This window comes from Sphingobacterium allocomposti, from assembly GCF_008124885.1.
Classification (GTDB): Bacteria; Bacteroidota; Bacteroidia; order Sphingobacteriales; family Sphingobacteriaceae; genus Sphingobacterium; species Sphingobacterium allocomposti.
Map to the genome: position 1 here is coordinate 154,343 of NZ_VNHX01000001.1, position 15,925 is coordinate 170,267.

8 protein-coding genes are annotated in these 15,925 nt (G+C 48.8%); 6 read left to right on the forward strand and 2 right to left on the reverse strand.

The features are described from left to right. The first annotated feature begins 47 nt into the window (after positions 1–47). The 4 genes from BC792_RS00455 to BC792_RS00470 all read left to right on the forward strand — a co-directional run bounded on the left by BC792_RS00455 (position 48) and on the right by BC792_RS00470 (position 7,490). On the forward strand, positions 48–1,970 hold the full coding sequence (locus BC792_RS00455) for a glycoside hydrolase family 43 protein (RefSeq protein ID WP_211357431.1): 1,923 nt from the start codon (positions 48–50) through the stop codon (positions 1,968–1,970). A gap of 48 nt (positions 1,971–2,018) precedes the next feature. Further along, entirely contained in the window at positions 2,019–4,520 is a 2,502-nt protein-coding gene (locus tag BC792_RS00460; protein ID WP_148907018.1) for a glycoside hydrolase family 2 TIM barrel-domain containing protein, read from the forward strand. Between the two features lie 305 nt (positions 4,521–4,825). Beyond that, positions 4,826–5,413 carry a hypothetical protein gene (locus BC792_RS00465; RefSeq protein ID WP_148907019.1) on the forward strand — a complete coding sequence of 196 codons (588 nt, stop codon included), beginning with the start codon at positions 4,826–4,828 and terminating at the stop codon, positions 5,411–5,413. Between the two features lie 184 nt (positions 5,414–5,597). Continuing rightward, positions 5,598–7,490, forward strand: a complete 1,893-nt coding sequence (locus tag BC792_RS00470) for an alkaline phosphatase (RefSeq protein ID WP_148907020.1) — start codon at positions 5,598–5,600, stop codon at positions 7,488–7,490. 33 nt (positions 7,491–7,523) lie between these two features. Here BC792_RS00470 and BC792_RS00475 read toward each other — a convergent pair whose 3' ends face one another. Both BC792_RS00475 and BC792_RS00480 read right to left on the reverse strand, forming a co-directional pair. After that, positions 7,524–11,684 carry a hybrid sensor histidine kinase/response regulator transcription factor gene (locus BC792_RS00475; RefSeq protein WP_148907021.1) on the reverse strand — a complete coding sequence of 1,387 codons (4,161 nt, stop codon included), beginning with the start codon at positions 11,682–11,684 and terminating at the stop codon, positions 7,524–7,526. Positions 11,685–11,803: 119 nt separating this feature from the next. Then, entirely contained in the window at positions 11,804–14,164 is a 2,361-nt protein-coding gene (locus BC792_RS00480; protein ID WP_211357432.1) for a glycoside hydrolase family 127 protein, read from the reverse strand. 346 nt (positions 14,165–14,510) lie between these two features. On the opposite strand from BC792_RS00480, the gene BC792_RS00485 reads away from it, so the two are divergent. Together BC792_RS00485 and BC792_RS00490 are read left to right on the forward strand one after the other, a co-directional pair. Beyond that, a complete protein-coding gene (locus BC792_RS00485; RefSeq protein WP_148907022.1) occupies positions 14,511–15,620 on the forward strand; it encodes a glycoside hydrolase family 88/105 protein in 1,110 nt (369 codons plus the stop codon). A gap of 90 nt (positions 15,621–15,710) precedes the next feature. Further along, positions 15,711–15,893: a hypothetical protein gene (locus BC792_RS00490; protein ID WP_148907023.1), complete on the forward strand. Its 183-nt coding sequence runs from the start codon at positions 15,711–15,713 to the stop codon at positions 15,891–15,893. The last annotated feature ends 32 nt before the right edge of the window (positions 15,894–15,925 follow it).

Here is a 15,925-nt window from a genome sequence, read left to right on the forward strand (position 1 = left end):
ATATTTTTTGATTTTATACGTTAACAACTACAACAATTTAATCTTAGATGAGAAAAAGAAAACTGCGACGAGCCTATATGCTGATGGTGCTTTTAGCCCTTCACGTGTTTACAGAGGTTGCTGCCCAAGGTTACAAGTCTGGCCCCACAGACAAAGATTTTGCGGGCTACCTGTTTGCCTATTTCAAAGGTAACGCGGTTGAGGATGAGGCTGTGTGTTTTGCTGTGAGCACCGATGGCTACACGTTTCGGGCGCTCAACGGTAATCGACCGGTCCTTGATTCCAAAGCCATTAGCTCCACCGGAGGAGTCCGCGATCCGCATATACTAAGAGGAGAAGACGGCCGCTCGTATTATATGGTATTGACGGACATGACTTCGTCGAAGGGATGGGATTCAAATCGGGCGATGGTACTGCTAAAGTCTGCCGACCTGATTAACTGGACGCATACAGTCATTAACATCCAGAGCCGCTATCAAGGGCACGACGATTTGAAACGCGTATGGGCGCCTCAAACTATATTCGACCCGGCCGCAGGCAAATATATGATCTATTGGTCCATGCAGCATGGCGACGGGCCTGATATTATTTATTACGCATACGCAAACGACGACTTCACGGATTTAGAAGGTGAACCCCGTGTTTTGTTCAGGCCCAAAAATGGCCGATCCTGCATCGACGGTGATATAATTCATAAAAACGGACTGTTCTACCTCTTTTATAAGACGGAAGGCCATGGTAACGGCATTAAATTAGCCCTGACAGACTCCCTGACGTCGGGAACATGGATTGAGCAGCCCGGATATAAGCAGCAGACCCGTGACGCAGTGGAAGGATCCAGTGTTTTTAAACGTAACCAGTCAGACACGTACGTATTGATGTATGATGTATACGGCAAGGGGAAGTACCAGTTTTGTGAATCTGTGGATCTTGACCGCTTTAAGGTAATCGACCATGAAATCGATATGAACTTCCATCCACGGCACGGATCCATCGTTCCGCTGTCCCACTCGGAACTAAAAAGGCTGACCGACTTTTGGGGGCTTCCGGAAGGAATAGCACTTTCTTCCAGAAAGAACCCCGTACTCGACGGTTTTTATGCAGACCCGGATGTCCTTTACTCGAACAAGACGGGTAGATACTACATCTATCCTACCAGCGACGGTTTCGACGGCTGGGGAGGATACTATTTTAAGGCATTTTCCTCAAAGGATCTTAAAGAATGGAAAGATGAGGGCGTTATTCTTGACTTAAAAAAGGATGTACCTTGGGGAAGCCGTAATGCATGGGCGCCAACGATCACGGAAAAGAAGGTGAAAGGACACTACAAATATTATTATTATTTCACGGCGGCGCAAAAAATAGGTGTTGCGGTATCGGACGATCCTGCAGGGCCCTTCCGGGATTCGGGCAAGCCGCTGATAGATTTTAAACCGGAAGGCGTAAAGGGGGGGCAGGAAATCGATCCGGCGGTATTCAACGACCCTAAAAGCGGAAAAAGTTACCTCTACTGGGGCAACGGTTACCTCGCTGTTGCGGAGCTTAATAAGGATATGGTGTCTATCCGGAAGAACACCATTAGGGTGCTTACGCCTGACAATACGTTCCGGGAAGGAGTCTATGTTATTTACAGAAAAGGAACGTATTATTTTTTGTGGTCGGAGAACGATACACGGAGCCAGGACTATCGCGTCCGCTACGGAACGGCAAGCAGCCCGTACGGGCCTATACATGTTCCGGAGAACAATCTGATTTTGCAGAAAGATCCCTCCAAAGGAATTTACGGCACAGGGCATAACGCTGTTCTGCAGATTCCCGGCACGGATGAATGGCATATCGTATATCACCGTTTTAGTTATCCTCGTGGAATAGAGATGGGCGATGCCGCGGGCTTCCACCGGGAAGTATGTATCGACCCGCTGGTGTTCGACGCCGAGGGTAATATCTTACCCGTGGAACCGACACATTGAATGGCGGCAGATCCTATTTAGCAATAAGACAAAAACGAATAGCTTAACATGAATAACTTCTTAAAATGTGTAGCCGGTGTCCTATATGCCCTTCTGTATTCGGGCATGGTGATGGCACAGCCAGGTTTCGGACAGGCGGAAAAGATAAACGCAGACTGGCGGTTTCATCTAGGTGAGACGGAAGGGCTGTCTCCTAAAGGTAGCGACAGCCGTGGCTGGCGTACGGTACAGCTACCGCACGATTGGAGCGTCAAATATCCGTTAAGTCCGACGTTGGCGAGCGCAACGGGGTATCTTCCCGGCGGAATCGGCTGGTACCAGAAGGCAGTTAATATTCCTGCGACGGATCAGGGGAAGAAGCTGTACATCTACTTCGAGGGGGTGTATAATAGAAGCGAAGTTTTCGTAAACGGACAGTCTGTTGGGAAGCGGCCTAATGGCTATATTTCTTTTGCCTACGATATCACTCCCTATATACAATACGGAAAAGAAAACACGATATCGGTGCGCGTCGATCATAGTCGAAGTGCCGATTCGCGCTGGTATACCGGATCGGGAATCTACCGTGATGTTTGGCTGGTCAGGGCCAATGCTATCCATCTCGACCAGTGGGGCGTTTTCGCTTATCCCAGCGTCGAAGGGTCGAGGGGTACGCTGCAGACACAGGTATCCATAAAAAACACGTCGGCTGCGTCGGTCCCGCTGACGGTTGTTCAGGAGTTGCTGGACAGCGGGGGTAAATCCGTCGCGAAGGTCTCGCGGAAGCTTAAGGCAAATGCCGCCGGACAGACGGAGGCAACATTCCAGCTGCAGGTGAGAAACCCCCAGCAGTGGAGTGTAAAGCAACCGAACCTCTATATGTTGAGGACAATTGTCCTCCAAGGCGGAAAAGAACTAGATCGATCAGAAGTGAGAACAGGCTTCCGAACGTTTACGTTCGATCCTGATAAAGGGTTCGCATTAAACGGGCGTTGGATGAAAGTAAAAGGAGTATGCCTGCACCACGATGCAGGTGTCTTAGGGGCTGAGGTATATCCAGAAGTATGGAGACGTCGCCTGTTGACATTGAAGACGCTCGGCGTTAATGCGATCCGGACAAGTCACAATCCCCAAGCCACCTCGTTGTATGATCTTTGCGACGAATTAGGACTTTTGGTGCTGAATGAAGCTTTTGACGAATGGGAGTTTCCTAAACGCAAATGGCTGGTGGGCTGGAACGTAGGAACGCCGGGGTTCGAAGGTTCTTTTGATTTCTTTGAAGAGTGGGGCGAGCGTGATTTGGCCGACATGGTGAAAAGAGACCGGAATCACGTTTCTATATTCGCTTGGAGCATAGGAAACGAGGTCGATTATCCTAACGACCCTTACTCGCATCCCATTTTAGATGGAGAGAAGAAAGAAGGAGGCTTTACACAGGCTTCTTATGGGGGATATAAGAAAGACGCACCCGACGCGAGAAGGCTAGGCGACATTGCAAAACGGTTGGTTAGTGTTGTCAAGAAATACGATCCTAGCCGGGCGGTGACGGCAGGACTGGCCGGGGTTGCCATGTCTAACGAAACCGAATACCCCGGTGCCTTGGATATTGCGGGCTACAACTATACCGAAAGCAGGTATATTGAAGACCACAGACGCTATCCCGATCGCGTTATTTTCGGCAGTGAGAACAGACATGATCTATCCGCGTGGAAAGCCGTCCGGGACAACGACCATATTTTTGGACAGTTCCTATGGACCGGAATCGACTACCTCGGCGAGTCGGGCCGATGGCCATCACGGGGCTTCTATTCCGGATTGCTGGATTTCGGAGGTTTTATCAAGCCGAGAGGATATTTTAGACAGTCCTTGTGGTCGGAAGCCCCCATGGCTTATCTCGGAACCTACCTTTTGCAGGATGCTGGAGGGAGTGCTACCGATGTCTGGTCTGCATTAGAAAAAGAACAAGGAAGGCGGAAAAATGAAGCTCCTTCAATGGATGCTTGGCCGATCTGGAATTATAAAGAAGGACAGCTAATCCGCGTAGTGTGTTATACGAATACCGCACAGGCCCGGCTGGAACTGAACGGCAGCACTGTCGGAGAAAGCAAGCCGTATAGCGAAGACCACGGTATTATATATTGGGATATTCCCTATCGTCCCGGCAAACTGGAAGTTGTAGGAACAGACGGACAGGGAACGGAGATCGTCCGACGGGCTATTCAGTCGAGTGAGCGAGCTCATGCGCTGCAGATTGTTGCCGGTCTTCCCGCTGACGTAAAGGTCGGTGAGGTGCTACAAGTTGAGCTGAAGGTCGTGGACAGACAGGGAGTGCCGGTTATGTTGGCGGACGATGAAGTGACCTGTCGTCTATCGGGGCCTGTTCGTCTTCTAGGGCTGGAAGCGGGTAACAACGAAGATATGGGCGACTATACGGATAATAAGCAGCGGGTGCACCACGGCAGGCTGATAGCTTATCTTCAGGTAACGGAAGGCAGTCCTGGCCAGACCCTATCCGTGCAGTTCACCGCTCCATGGTTGGAGGCAGCGTCTTTTACAGCAAATGTAAAATAGTCGATAGTACATTAGAGGCAGAACCACTGACAGACCCCGGAGACAACCCTAAACATCATAGGTCTTACCATAACCTTTGGCTGATCTAAACCTCTGGGTATTCTGTCGTAAATGTTAGTGGTTGCCGCAGAAAATCCTACGCGGACGAATTAAACAAGGAACAAAAAGAACGAAGGGGCGAAGGACCACCGAGGGCCCCTTTTTAATCCAAATAATACATATTTTAACGCTCAGACACGGACGGCCCAGGACGGGTCTTTTGATGCTGTATAAAGGACGAAGGTCCTTTTTATTCATTTAATTTTATGAAGAAATTCCGGATTGTCACGACCTCTTTTCTACTATCTATTTGCCATCTTACATTGTATGGACAAACTATAACAGATACCAATGTTCATTTCGGTATGGCAGGCAACACACTGCACCGATTTCAGAGCGTAGACGGCGGGGGGAGTGGGGAAGACCGTTTATCGTACCTTGCCGGTGTGCAGGTGGGTTTTGGGCTAACCGAAAAATTGACGTTAGTGTCCGGAATTGACTATGCCAGGCATAACCTTACGGTGGTGAGTGCGCCTATGCCCGAGCAGCGCTCAACAGACGGCCACATCACTACATTGTCATTTCCTTTGGGGATAAAGTGGAACATTGGCCGCTGGTTTTTTATACAAGGCGGACCTTCCCTTGATGTACAGCCGACAAAATGGGAGGCTGTGGACAATCAGAATGGCATCGGTTTATATGCCGCTATCGGTGGCAGATATGCACTGGGCAAATGGTCACTGTCGCTTACGCCTTCTGTTAAGCAGTATGCGTTAATATCCTTCGGCGATGGGAGCTATCCCCAGCGGTTGCTGACGGCAGGAGCATTGCTCGCTGTTGGATACGAGTTTTAATGTTAAACAAAGCGATTTCCGGAGTTTTACGCACTTGATCCATATTGTGCAGAATGTACAATATTGATATAAACGTAAATATTTCTTAGTGTATAATTAACACGATATGTTCATTTTTGGGGATGGATGATACTTCACGAATGAATAATTTGTGCACGCTTCAGTACCGATATTAACGAACTAGATGAAAAAGAAAACAATAATAGCGCTATTCGGATTGTATGCAACATTGACAGTTGTGCCCACAACCGCACAAATCCGCCCTGTGGCATATATACCGAACGCGCACTCCCATAACGATTATACCCGTAATCACCCCTTTACGTTAGCATATAGCCTTGGTTTCGGATCTATCGAGGTAGATTTATTCCTTCGGGATGGCGAGCTGTACGTGGCGCACGAGGAAAAAGAAATTACGAAGGAACGGACCTTTGATAAACTGTATCTGCAGCCTATTCTGCAGGCTTTCAGGAATGCTGAGGACGGATACCTGTATCCAGATCAGGGCCAGTTACAGCTGCTCATCGATCCGAAAACGGATGGTGCAGCGGTGCTTCAGGTACTGACGAAAAAGCTGGCGCCCTACCGTGCTTATTTTGACAGTAAAAATAATCCTAAAGCCGTTAAACTGGTGATCAGTGGTAACCGTCCGGATGCGGCCGACTTTGCGAAATATGACGAGATATTCTTTTTCGATGGCGAGCTGCAGGTGCCGTATACCGCAGAACAGCTCGCGCGGATCGGTATGTTCAGTGCCCCTTTCCCGGCCGTTTCCAAGTGGAATGGCTTAGGCCGGCTAACTGAACCGGATTTAAAGAAGGTAAAAGCTATAGTCGACTCGGTGCACCGACTTGATCGGAAAATCCGGTTCTGGGCTAGCCCCGACACCAGAACAGCATGGTACGAGTGGGTGAAGCTCGGTATAGATTTCATCAATACGGACAATCCCACCGGCCTGTCAGATTTTCTGCGGACGTACGCGCAGCATAGCTATCAGGAGACCGCACCGTACGCTCCTTATCAACCGAAACAGACCGCTAAGCAAGGTGCGAGACCAAAAAACGTGATTTTGCTAATCAGTGATGGTGCTGGGCTGGAGCAATTATGGGCAGCAGCCATTGCAAATAGAGGGTTGTTGAATATTCTTAATATGCCTTATACAGGCTACTTAGATACACGGTCTGCCGACAATTACCACACCGATTCTGCAGCAGGCGGGAGCGCGTTGGCAACAGGTGTAAAAACCCGGAATCGTTACATCGGCGTCGACACCTCCGGCAATCATGTACCAAACATTCCCGACCGCCTGGCTACCAGCGGCATCGTCAGCGGTATTGTTTCGAACGACCGCGTTATCGGAGCTACACCATCTGCTTTTTTTGCACACGTAACGGAACGGGATGAGTCTGACAGTATCGCGCACGGGTTACTGCATTCAAAGCTGTCGCTGGTTGTTGGTGGCTTCCATCCTGCTTTCGCGAAAAATGACAGCACCTTGCTCCGTCAACTGCGCAATCAGGGCTTCGAGATTCAACAGGGCGTGGACAGGATCACGGAAGCCCGCAGCAATCGTATTTTAGCATTTGCGGAAGATCAGGTCAGTAGAGAATGGGATAAGCTGAGCCGGGAACAAGGGGCGATAAAGACAGACTACCGTATGATTGAAGATGCATTTGAACCAGCCGTCAGATTTTTGGAAAACAAGAGCCGCGGCAACGGTTTTTTTCTAATGATAGAAGGCGCGAAGATCGATGGTGGAGGGCATGGCAACTCCATGCCATTTACGGTCAGCGAATACCTGAGTTTTGACAGGGTTGTAGGCAAAGCACTGGCCTATGCCGACGCCGACGGCGAAACGCTGGTAATCGTGACTTCCGATCACGAAACAGGCGGCTTGGTCGTGCTCGACGGAAACGATAAAACAGGACAGGTCTTGGGAAGCTTTGCCACAAACGACCATACAGGAGTTCCTGTTCCGTTAGCTGCATATGGGCCGGGAGCCGAGTACTTCCAAGGGTTTGTAGACAACTCCGAAATAGCGCAACGCATTTATCAGCTGCTGGAACCGGAAAATTAAACTGCCGGTAGCTGTTTAGATGCCGAGAAGAGATCAGGAGTGTTCGTGCTTCAGCGGGTTTGCTTTGCTGCCTGAAGGCCTCTTCTGAAACTCCGAAGGTGTCATGCCAAACTCTGCCTTAAAGCAGGTTGAGAAATAGCGGGGGTCGGAAAAGCCGGTAGCGAATGCTACCTCGCTAACCGATATCGACTGGTCGTTTTCCATGATCTGACACGCATGTTTCAGCCGGATATTTTTGATAAACTCGCTTGGCGACTGGTTCAGCAAAACTTTGGTTTTGCGGTAGAGCGTCGATTTCGACAGGGCAAGCTTGTCGCCCAGGACCTGTACGTCGAATTGCGAGTCCGAGAGGTGCTCTTCGATAATGTGAATCATCTTTTTCAGAAACTGCTCATCTAATGGCGTGTGATCGAGAGAAGAAATATTGATCTGCGGATTCGTCTTAAAGTCTAGTTGCTTGGTACGCTTGTTTATGACAAAGCTGTGTATTTTCGCTTCAAGTACTTTCAGCTCAAAAGGCTTACTAATGTATCCGTCAGCTCCCGCCTGATAACATTCAATACGGTCCTCGATGCTATTTTTTGCTGTCAGCAGAATGATCGGAATGTGGTTAATGTCTTGATTGCTTTTGACATGCTTGCAAAACGTCAGCCCATCCATGACAGGCATCATAATATCGCTGATAATGATGTCGATGTCGTGCTGCTGCAATAACGCGAGGGCTTCATCCCCGTGTGTAGCCTCATGTATACGGTAGTTCCTCGACAGGACGCTGCTCATGGTCTGGCGCAGGTCTTCGTTATCTTCCACGAGCAGCAGGTGCAGTTGGGGAACGCCCTCCGGCAGATCGGGAGTAGGGGTGGAAGAATAATCGTCAATCGATGAAGAAAAGGAGAGACCGCGATGGAACGGTTGATCCGCACCTTTCCGCTCTTCATCGAGATAGGACTCCTTATCTAGCGGAATGCGGACGGAAAAGCAGGATCCCTGCTGTAGTACACTCTTTACACGTAGCTGTCCCCGGTGAATTTCAACCAGCTCTTTCGTCAATGCAAGGCCGATCCCATTGCTTTCCTGCTGTTTGGCATTGGTGTTGTTATAAAACGGAATAAATATCCGGTCAATCTCTTCCGGAGCAATGCCTAATCCAGAATCTTTTACTTCAATAAGCATGTAGGCTTTGCCGGCTTCCGTCACCCGCCGGTAGGACAGTTCTATACGGCCCCGGCTGGGGGTATATTTAAAGGCGTTCGATAGCAGGTTAAATAATATCTTGTCCAGCTTGTCCATGTCGAAATATCCCTCTATAGGGGCCTCCGGAGCTTCGACAACGAAGTCTATCTCTTTCCTTTTCGCCAGCGGACTGAAATAGATCGCGCAGAGTTCCTCGATAAACCTGTTGATCGAGCCATGGCTTACGCGAAGTATCATCTGCTTGTTTTCCACCCTGCGGAAATCCAGTATCTGTTGTAACAGCCTTTTTAGCCGGTCTAAATTGAACCGCATTTTTTCGAATTGCGAGAGATTTTTCCTGGTCGTGATCTGTATGTCGTCAATCAGACAGGATATGATGGTCAGAGGCGTCAATAAGTCGTGCGAAATACTGGTGAAATAGCTCAGTTTGGTCTGTATAAGCTCATTTGCTTTTTCCTTTTCTATCTGTGCGATCCGTAAGTCGCTTCGGAGCTTCAGCCGGTTCAACGCGAAACTTATCATAAAGTAGATAAGCCCGACGGCGGTAAGGAAATAAATAACGTAGGCCACGTTACTTTCATAAAAAGCCGGTTTTTTTTCGATGTATACTTCTGTGACAGACGAACTCCAGTTGTTATTCAGGTCAGTTGCTTTCAGTAGGAATCTGTATTTTCCTTTTCCGAGGTTGTTGTACGTTGCGAAGACACGGCCCCGGGGGGCATATACCCAGTTTTTGTCCACTCCTTCGAGCTTATAGGCATATCTTATTTTGTCCGGATCCGCATAGGCGAGCGATGTGAAGCTGATTTCTATATTTTGTTCGTCGGGGTTTAACGTCAGACGGAGGTCCCGGAAATCGAATTTACTGTTGCCGTCATGCTGGATGACAGAGCGATTATTGATCTTGATGTCAGCAATAAAAGCTCTGGACGCAGGTACTTGCTGAATAGGACTGTCATGGAAGACCACAAGCCCGTTATGGCCTGCAAAATAAATACGTTCACGTGAGGAGTCCACAACATGTGATTTCTTGTTAAACATGTTTACCTGAAATCCATCAGCTTGGCTAAACTCTATAATAGAGCCGCTTGTAGGATCGAGCTTATAAATATGCCTTGTCGTCGACAACCAGATGTTGTGCCTCAAGACGGCGATGTCAATCAGCCTTTCGTTGGAAAATAATAAGGCATTGGCATATTCTTTAAACGTACGCCGGCCTATGTCATAGGCAAGAAGTCTTTTATCCTTCGTCCCAATCCAGATCTGACCGATAGAATCCGCCGTCGCCGTTTCTATCTGATTCGTACGGAGGCTTCCTGTGTTTTTATCGAGACGGAGTACGGTTTGATCTGTGCGGGGATCTATACAATAAATTCCGCTGTTTTTTGTAGCGGCCCAAAGATGGCCGTGTTCGTCCAGGGTTAGATCGACGACATGATCCGTAACAGCAGCGACAGGGTAAAATAGATCATCGTCGCCTCGTTTTCGCATAAGCCCACGCGTCGTGGCCAGCCAGAGGGTGGTGCCCTTATCGACCAGGAAACTAAGTGGAAAGCCTGCGTCGGGCGACGAAAGCCGCAGATCCAACGACCGCAGTAACACCAGCTTTTTATCGTTCTTTCTGAAGACGTTAACCGTAGGTTCGTGGGCTGCACCAATCCATAGTTCATGGTTTAATTCGATAATCCCATTCACGGCGCGCAGCGAAATGATATCTTTAAAATCGCTGTTGCTGTACGTCCGTATTTCCCCGGTCGTCGCGTTAAAGACGCCTAACCCGATCCGTTCCTGGTTGAACCACATCTCGCCATCACTATCGCGATATAGAGCTGTCAGGTTGGGCGCAATACTGTAGCGGTCTTTTATAGCCCTTAGCGTATAATTGGCGATATCCGAATGATCGGTACGGATGTTTACCACACCCTCACCCGGGATGCACAGCCAAAGCATGCCGTGACGGTCCTGGAAGATATTGGAAAAGATATTCGCCGTATGGTCAAAGGTTCCCGAAAGGTCAACCTCCTCCAACTCGTTGGAAGCCGTGTATTGAAAGGCAGAGATGCCCGAGAAGGATAGGACCCATATATAATGTAATTTGTGATCTTCGATAATGTCGTAGTAGAGATATTCGTTGCCGGCTTTGCGGCGTTTATTTCGTACAGAAACATCCGTATAGGGCTGTTCGGCATCCGGATTCAGCAGAAAGAGCCCATCTCCCCATGTACACACCCAGTATTGTCCACGTTGATCTTGTAAAACTTTGTAAGGATTGTTCCTGTTGCCCATTTTGGGAAAGCTTGTCCAGGTATCTTTCTTTGTGTCCAGTTTGAAGAGTCCCGCCTCCCAGAAGCTGACCCATATCATGCCGTCTTTGTCTTCAAAAAAGGAGTTTACTCCCGCACGCGGTATCCCGCTTTTTTTCTCTGGATGGTGCTGGTACTGTCTATGAAGGCTAAAATCCGCGTTATAAACGTATATGGCACCTGATGTTCCCACCCAAAGGCGGTTTTGGCGATCCACCAACAAATCCGTAATTCTGCTGTTACTGAGCCGCTCATCCGGAAAGGGGACCGCTTTGTAGGTGTTTTTGTGGATAACGAAAAGCCCAGCATCGGCACCGATAAGGATCCTCCCATCCAGCTCATTGATTGTGACGATATTTTGCGTTAAGGAAGCGTTGTTGATAGCCTGGCTTAGCTTGAACGTACTTATTCCATAACCGTCATAACGGCATATTCCTTCGGTCGTGCCAAACCAAATGAAGCCCTCGCTGTCTTGAAATGTTTTGTTGATCGTGAGCGAAGGAAGTTCCTGACTGATCCGTAGACGGGCGATATGTAATGACTGCGTCCAACCTGGATAGGCATACAGAAAACCAAGGAGTAATATCGTACATACCTTCCATAGCTGTGGGACGTCTGTGGCCTTTTTCTTTTTTTGCCTGATGATGCGACAGCTGTTTTCAATGGGAACGGGGTTATTGGGTAGCGCACTTTTCAAAATCAGATCCAATAAAATTAGTCATATAAACATACTTAATTTGCTCGTGTATGGCAAATATCCGGACGAGTAAATTTTTGCACCCGGGGATAGAGAAGGCAGCGACGAAATGCTGCAGCCTATCCGCTGATTGTACGTATTTCCAGAATTTTATGACTGGTGGCGGGCGGTACCCCATTTATCTGCACCTCGATACGGTCGGCTTCCCGCACCTGATGCGGTAATCTCAGCCGGATGGTTTTGGGGGGCTGCTTTTCGCCGGTCGAAGGAAGTACCCCGATTGCGATGCCGTTTACGCGAACCTCTGTTTGCCGTGAACTGTCCTCCGCAAGATATCTGACATACAGCCACTGGTCGGCATGGGGTAGCTTTCTCATTGTATAGCGGAACCAGCCCGATGCCTCGCGCCAACGGGTATCTTCAAACGTACCAGCATTGCTGTTTTCCTCTTGAATGAAATGGTCCGACTCCGGCTGCTGCTCTCCGCATACTACCTTGTCGATGGTGACGGCAGCGAGCGCAAGACGCTCTTTTTCCTCTTCTGCCATTTTATTTTGCATCTCCTGCACCTGTTTTTCCGTTGCCTGCGGCCAATATAGGATGTAACGGGCATCGTGTATCTGATAGAACGGCTCGAGCTCCAGCTGTATCGCTGCTCCCTTCTGTTGGAGACCTGTCAATGTAAAATGGAGCGGTTTGGAGGGAACGGCCCGAATGCGCTTCGGGATGTCGTTCGGGTCGCTAACAAGAATAGGGAGGTCCTTCAGCGGAATCTGCCTGCCTTTAGCAACATGTCCCATACGGCTATCGTCCGCCCGCAAGCCTGATAGGTCTGCGGTATCGATACGTGCGCCCAGTACTATAGGACCGTAAAGAATGCTATAGTAGTTGCTACCGTCGGGTAGCTGTTCGGTCCGGATATCCATAGGGAGCCCGACCTCAACTACGTCGCCCCTTTTCCATCTTCGGTAGATGGAAAGGTAATTGGCTCCATCGTTCGTCAGCTCCGCAATACGGCCATTTATGCGGACAACAGGCGTCCCGGCCAGCCAGCTGGGCTTGCGTATGTGCAGGGTAAACGACGTAGGCTTTTTAGGCTCTATCGTTAGTTTCGTGCTCGCCTCCGAGGGAAAGTTGTTGTCCTGAATAACCTCCACCTGCTGCTCCGACCAGTTTACGCGCGAAGGAATGAACAAGTTAACAAAAAGCTCGTCCCGACGGTAGGCATAAATCATTTCGCCGTATTTAGCGTGGTTTTCCATCCCGGAGCCTACGCAACACCACATACTCGTATGCGGGCGCGAATAGACGCGATAGTGGCCTGGACGTATCTGCGTGAAATAAACCAGGCCCCCGTGTTCAGGATGTTGCGTCGACAAAATATGGTTAAATAGACCCCGTTCATAATAATCCATGTAGTCTGTCTGCGGATCGGTCTGGTAAAGCATTTTGGTCAGACGCAACATGTTATAGGTATTACAGGTCTCGGGCCCTTCAATACTATGTATCATCTTTGAAAAGTCGTCCACGGGGTTAAAATGTTCGCTGACGCTGTTTCCTCCGATCGAGATGGAACGTTGCCGCACGACATTATTCCAGAAAAACCGCGAGGCCTCTGCCCAGACTGTGTCCTCGGCCAGATCGGCTATTCGCTTAAATCCCAGGATCTTGGGGATCTGGGTATTAGCGTGCAGACCTGTTAGTTTATCGGTTTGCTGTATCAAAGACTCAAGGATGGCCTGGTGGCTGAAGCGACGGGCGAGTTGCAGATAAGCCGGGTTTTGCGTGATGGCGGCAACGTCGGCGAAAACTTCATTAAGTCCGCCATGTTCACTTCGCAGCATGTCCTGAAGTTGTGCATCTGATAATTGCTTTACCAACGTGTCGGCCCACTCCGCCATCCTGATCAGCATGGCTTTAGCGCGCTCGTCGCCCGTCAGCACGTAAGCGTCGCGGAGGCCGGCGTAGGTCTTGTGTATGTTATAAAGAGGAACCCATTTGCCGTTGAGGCTGAAGGTCCCCGCTTTGATATTGCCGGCCCGGATCTCGTCCCACATCGCCCGCCCCCCAGGCACGCCGCCGATATAGCCGTCTCCATTGGCTTCCTGGCAGCGCTGCAGTGCAGTTAGCATGTAGTCGAGGCGCTGTTTGATACGGGCATCGCCAGTGGCAGCGTACATAAGCGACAATGCCGAGATATAGTGCCCGCCAATATGCCCATCCAGCCCGGTATTTTCCCAGTTACCGTAAGACTCCTTGATAGGGGTAAGACCCGCTTCGCGTAAGAAGGGCGAAAGGAGACGATCGGGATCCATCTCCAACAGATAATGTAAGTCGGCCTGCTCTGCATGTTTGAAAATACTTGGCAATAACCTGACATCCTTCAAATCGAAATAGCTTATTCCTTTCATCGTCTGGCCGAGAACATTGTTGCACAACGCAACAAAAACGATGTAAATCAAAATATTTTTTAAAGACATATATAGTTTTTTCCTGAACAAGTCTGTTATGGTTAGCTGCTTCACGGAGCGACGGCGGTCAGCCAATCAAACATAGGAAAATTCATTTTTATTTACAAGATAAATATATGTATTTGTGACACTTAATATGGCAAGAGGTCTTTTTAGGAGACATATGTTGTCTGCCGGCCAAGCGCTGACACAATTTTAGGAGGTAAATAACCTAAAATTAAACATGGGGAACATATAGATGGGTTACTTTTGTTGTTGCTGACTATAGGCATCATAAACCAACGCTGCACATGCAGCCGCATTCGATGATCAACACAATAATTTAATTTGGATATTTATATAAACCAACCATAGCATGCGAATAAATCTGTTTGTTTTTTTCTTTCTGCTATGCGGACCTATCTTCGGTCAGCATACGACAAAAGAGGATGTTTTGAAAAAGTTGCATCTAGCCAATCGCTACTGGCAAACGCATCATAAACCTCAAGTGTGGGCTTTTTGGGACCAGGCTGCCTACCATACGGGTAATATGGAACTGTATAAGCTGACGGGAGAGAAAGATTATTTAGCTTATTCAGAGGCCTGGGCAAAGCATAATGAGTGGAAAGGAGCCAAGTCGGACGATAAGCGAAAATGGAAGTACAACTACGGGGAAACCGACGAACATGTACTGTTTGGCGACTGGCAGATTTGCTTTCAGACATACATAGATCTCTATAAACTGAATCCCAAGCCCCATAAGATTGCGCGGGCAAAAGAAGTTATGGAGTATCAGATGTCTACACCGAATACCGACTATTGGTGGTGGGCAGACGGCCTGTATATGGTCATGCCTGTCATGACCAAACTGTATACGGTGACGAAAGAGCGGCAGTACCTGGAAAAGTTGTACATTTATCTACAATATGCGGACAGCATCATGTACGACAAGGAGGAGGCACTGTACTATCGGGATGCGAAATATGTTTTTCCCAAACACAAAAGTGTCAACGGGAAGAAGGACTTTTGGTCGCGGGGTGATGGCTGGGTGTTCGCCGGACTGGCCAAAGTGCTGCAGGATCTGCCGAAAGATGCACCGCATTATACGTATTACGTAGACAGGTATAAAGAGATGGCCGACGCTATTGTTGCCTGCCAACAGAACGAAGGCTATTGGACACGTAGTTTGTTGGATCCGGACCATGCGCCCGGGCCGGAAACCAGCGGTACAGCCTTTTTTACCTACGGCTTATTATGGGGTATAAACCACGGTTTTTTTCAAGGACAACCGTACGAGGATGCTGCTAATAAAGGTTGGCAATACCTGAGTCGAACGGCGCTTCAGGCTGATGGAAGGGTAGGATTTGTGCAGCCGATAGGCGAGAAGGCTATTCCGGGCCAGGTGGTCGACACGAAATCGACCGCAAATTTTGGCGTTGGCGCCTTTTTGTTGGCGGGTGTCGAGATGTATAGGTATCTTAAGTAGCCGCAGAGGGGTAAAAAAACAACCTCGTAGAGGTCAAATGTTTATACGACCTATCGGGGTCGAACCATAGAACGCGTCTATTGCTATAATATGGGGCTGTTCAAAAAGCCTGACGTCGTCGTCATTGAGAGCCTGAACGGAGGTGACTGCCAAAGGCGGCTACGAAGCAACCAATCTAATGGTGTCAAAGTGCAGGTCGTTACGTCACTTTACGTTGGCATTGAAGCACTTTTTGAGGTTGCTACCTTTTTGGACAGCTTTTTTATGATATAATATCCAATAGATCGCACACTAGCTTAGCTTAA

Excerpts from the sequence above, each read along its gene's own strand:
- BC792_RS00470 (WP_148907020.1), top strand. The coding sequence starts at position 5,598 with ATGAAAAAGAAAACAATAATAGCGCTATTCGGATTGTATGCAACATTG.
- BC792_RS00485 (WP_148907022.1), top strand. The coding sequence starts at position 14,511 with ATGCGAATAAATCTGTTTGTTTTTTTCTTTCTGCTATGCGGACCTATC.
- BC792_RS00490 (WP_148907023.1), top strand. The coding sequence starts at position 15,711 with ATGGGGCTGTTCAAAAAGCCTGACGTCGTCGTCATTGAGAGCCTGAAC.
- BC792_RS00460 (WP_148907018.1), top strand. The coding sequence starts at position 2,019 with ATGAATAACTTCTTAAAATGTGTAGCCGGTGTCCTATATGCCCTTCTG.
- BC792_RS00480 (WP_211357432.1), bottom strand. The coding sequence starts at position 14,164 with ATGTCTTTAAAAAATATTTTGATTTACATCGTTTTTGTTGCGTTGTGC.
- BC792_RS00455 (WP_211357431.1), top strand. The coding sequence starts at position 48 with ATGAGAAAAAGAAAACTGCGACGAGCCTATATGCTGATGGTGCTTTTA.
- BC792_RS00465 (WP_148907019.1), top strand. The coding sequence starts at position 4,826 with ATGAAGAAATTCCGGATTGTCACGACCTCTTTTCTACTATCTATTTGC.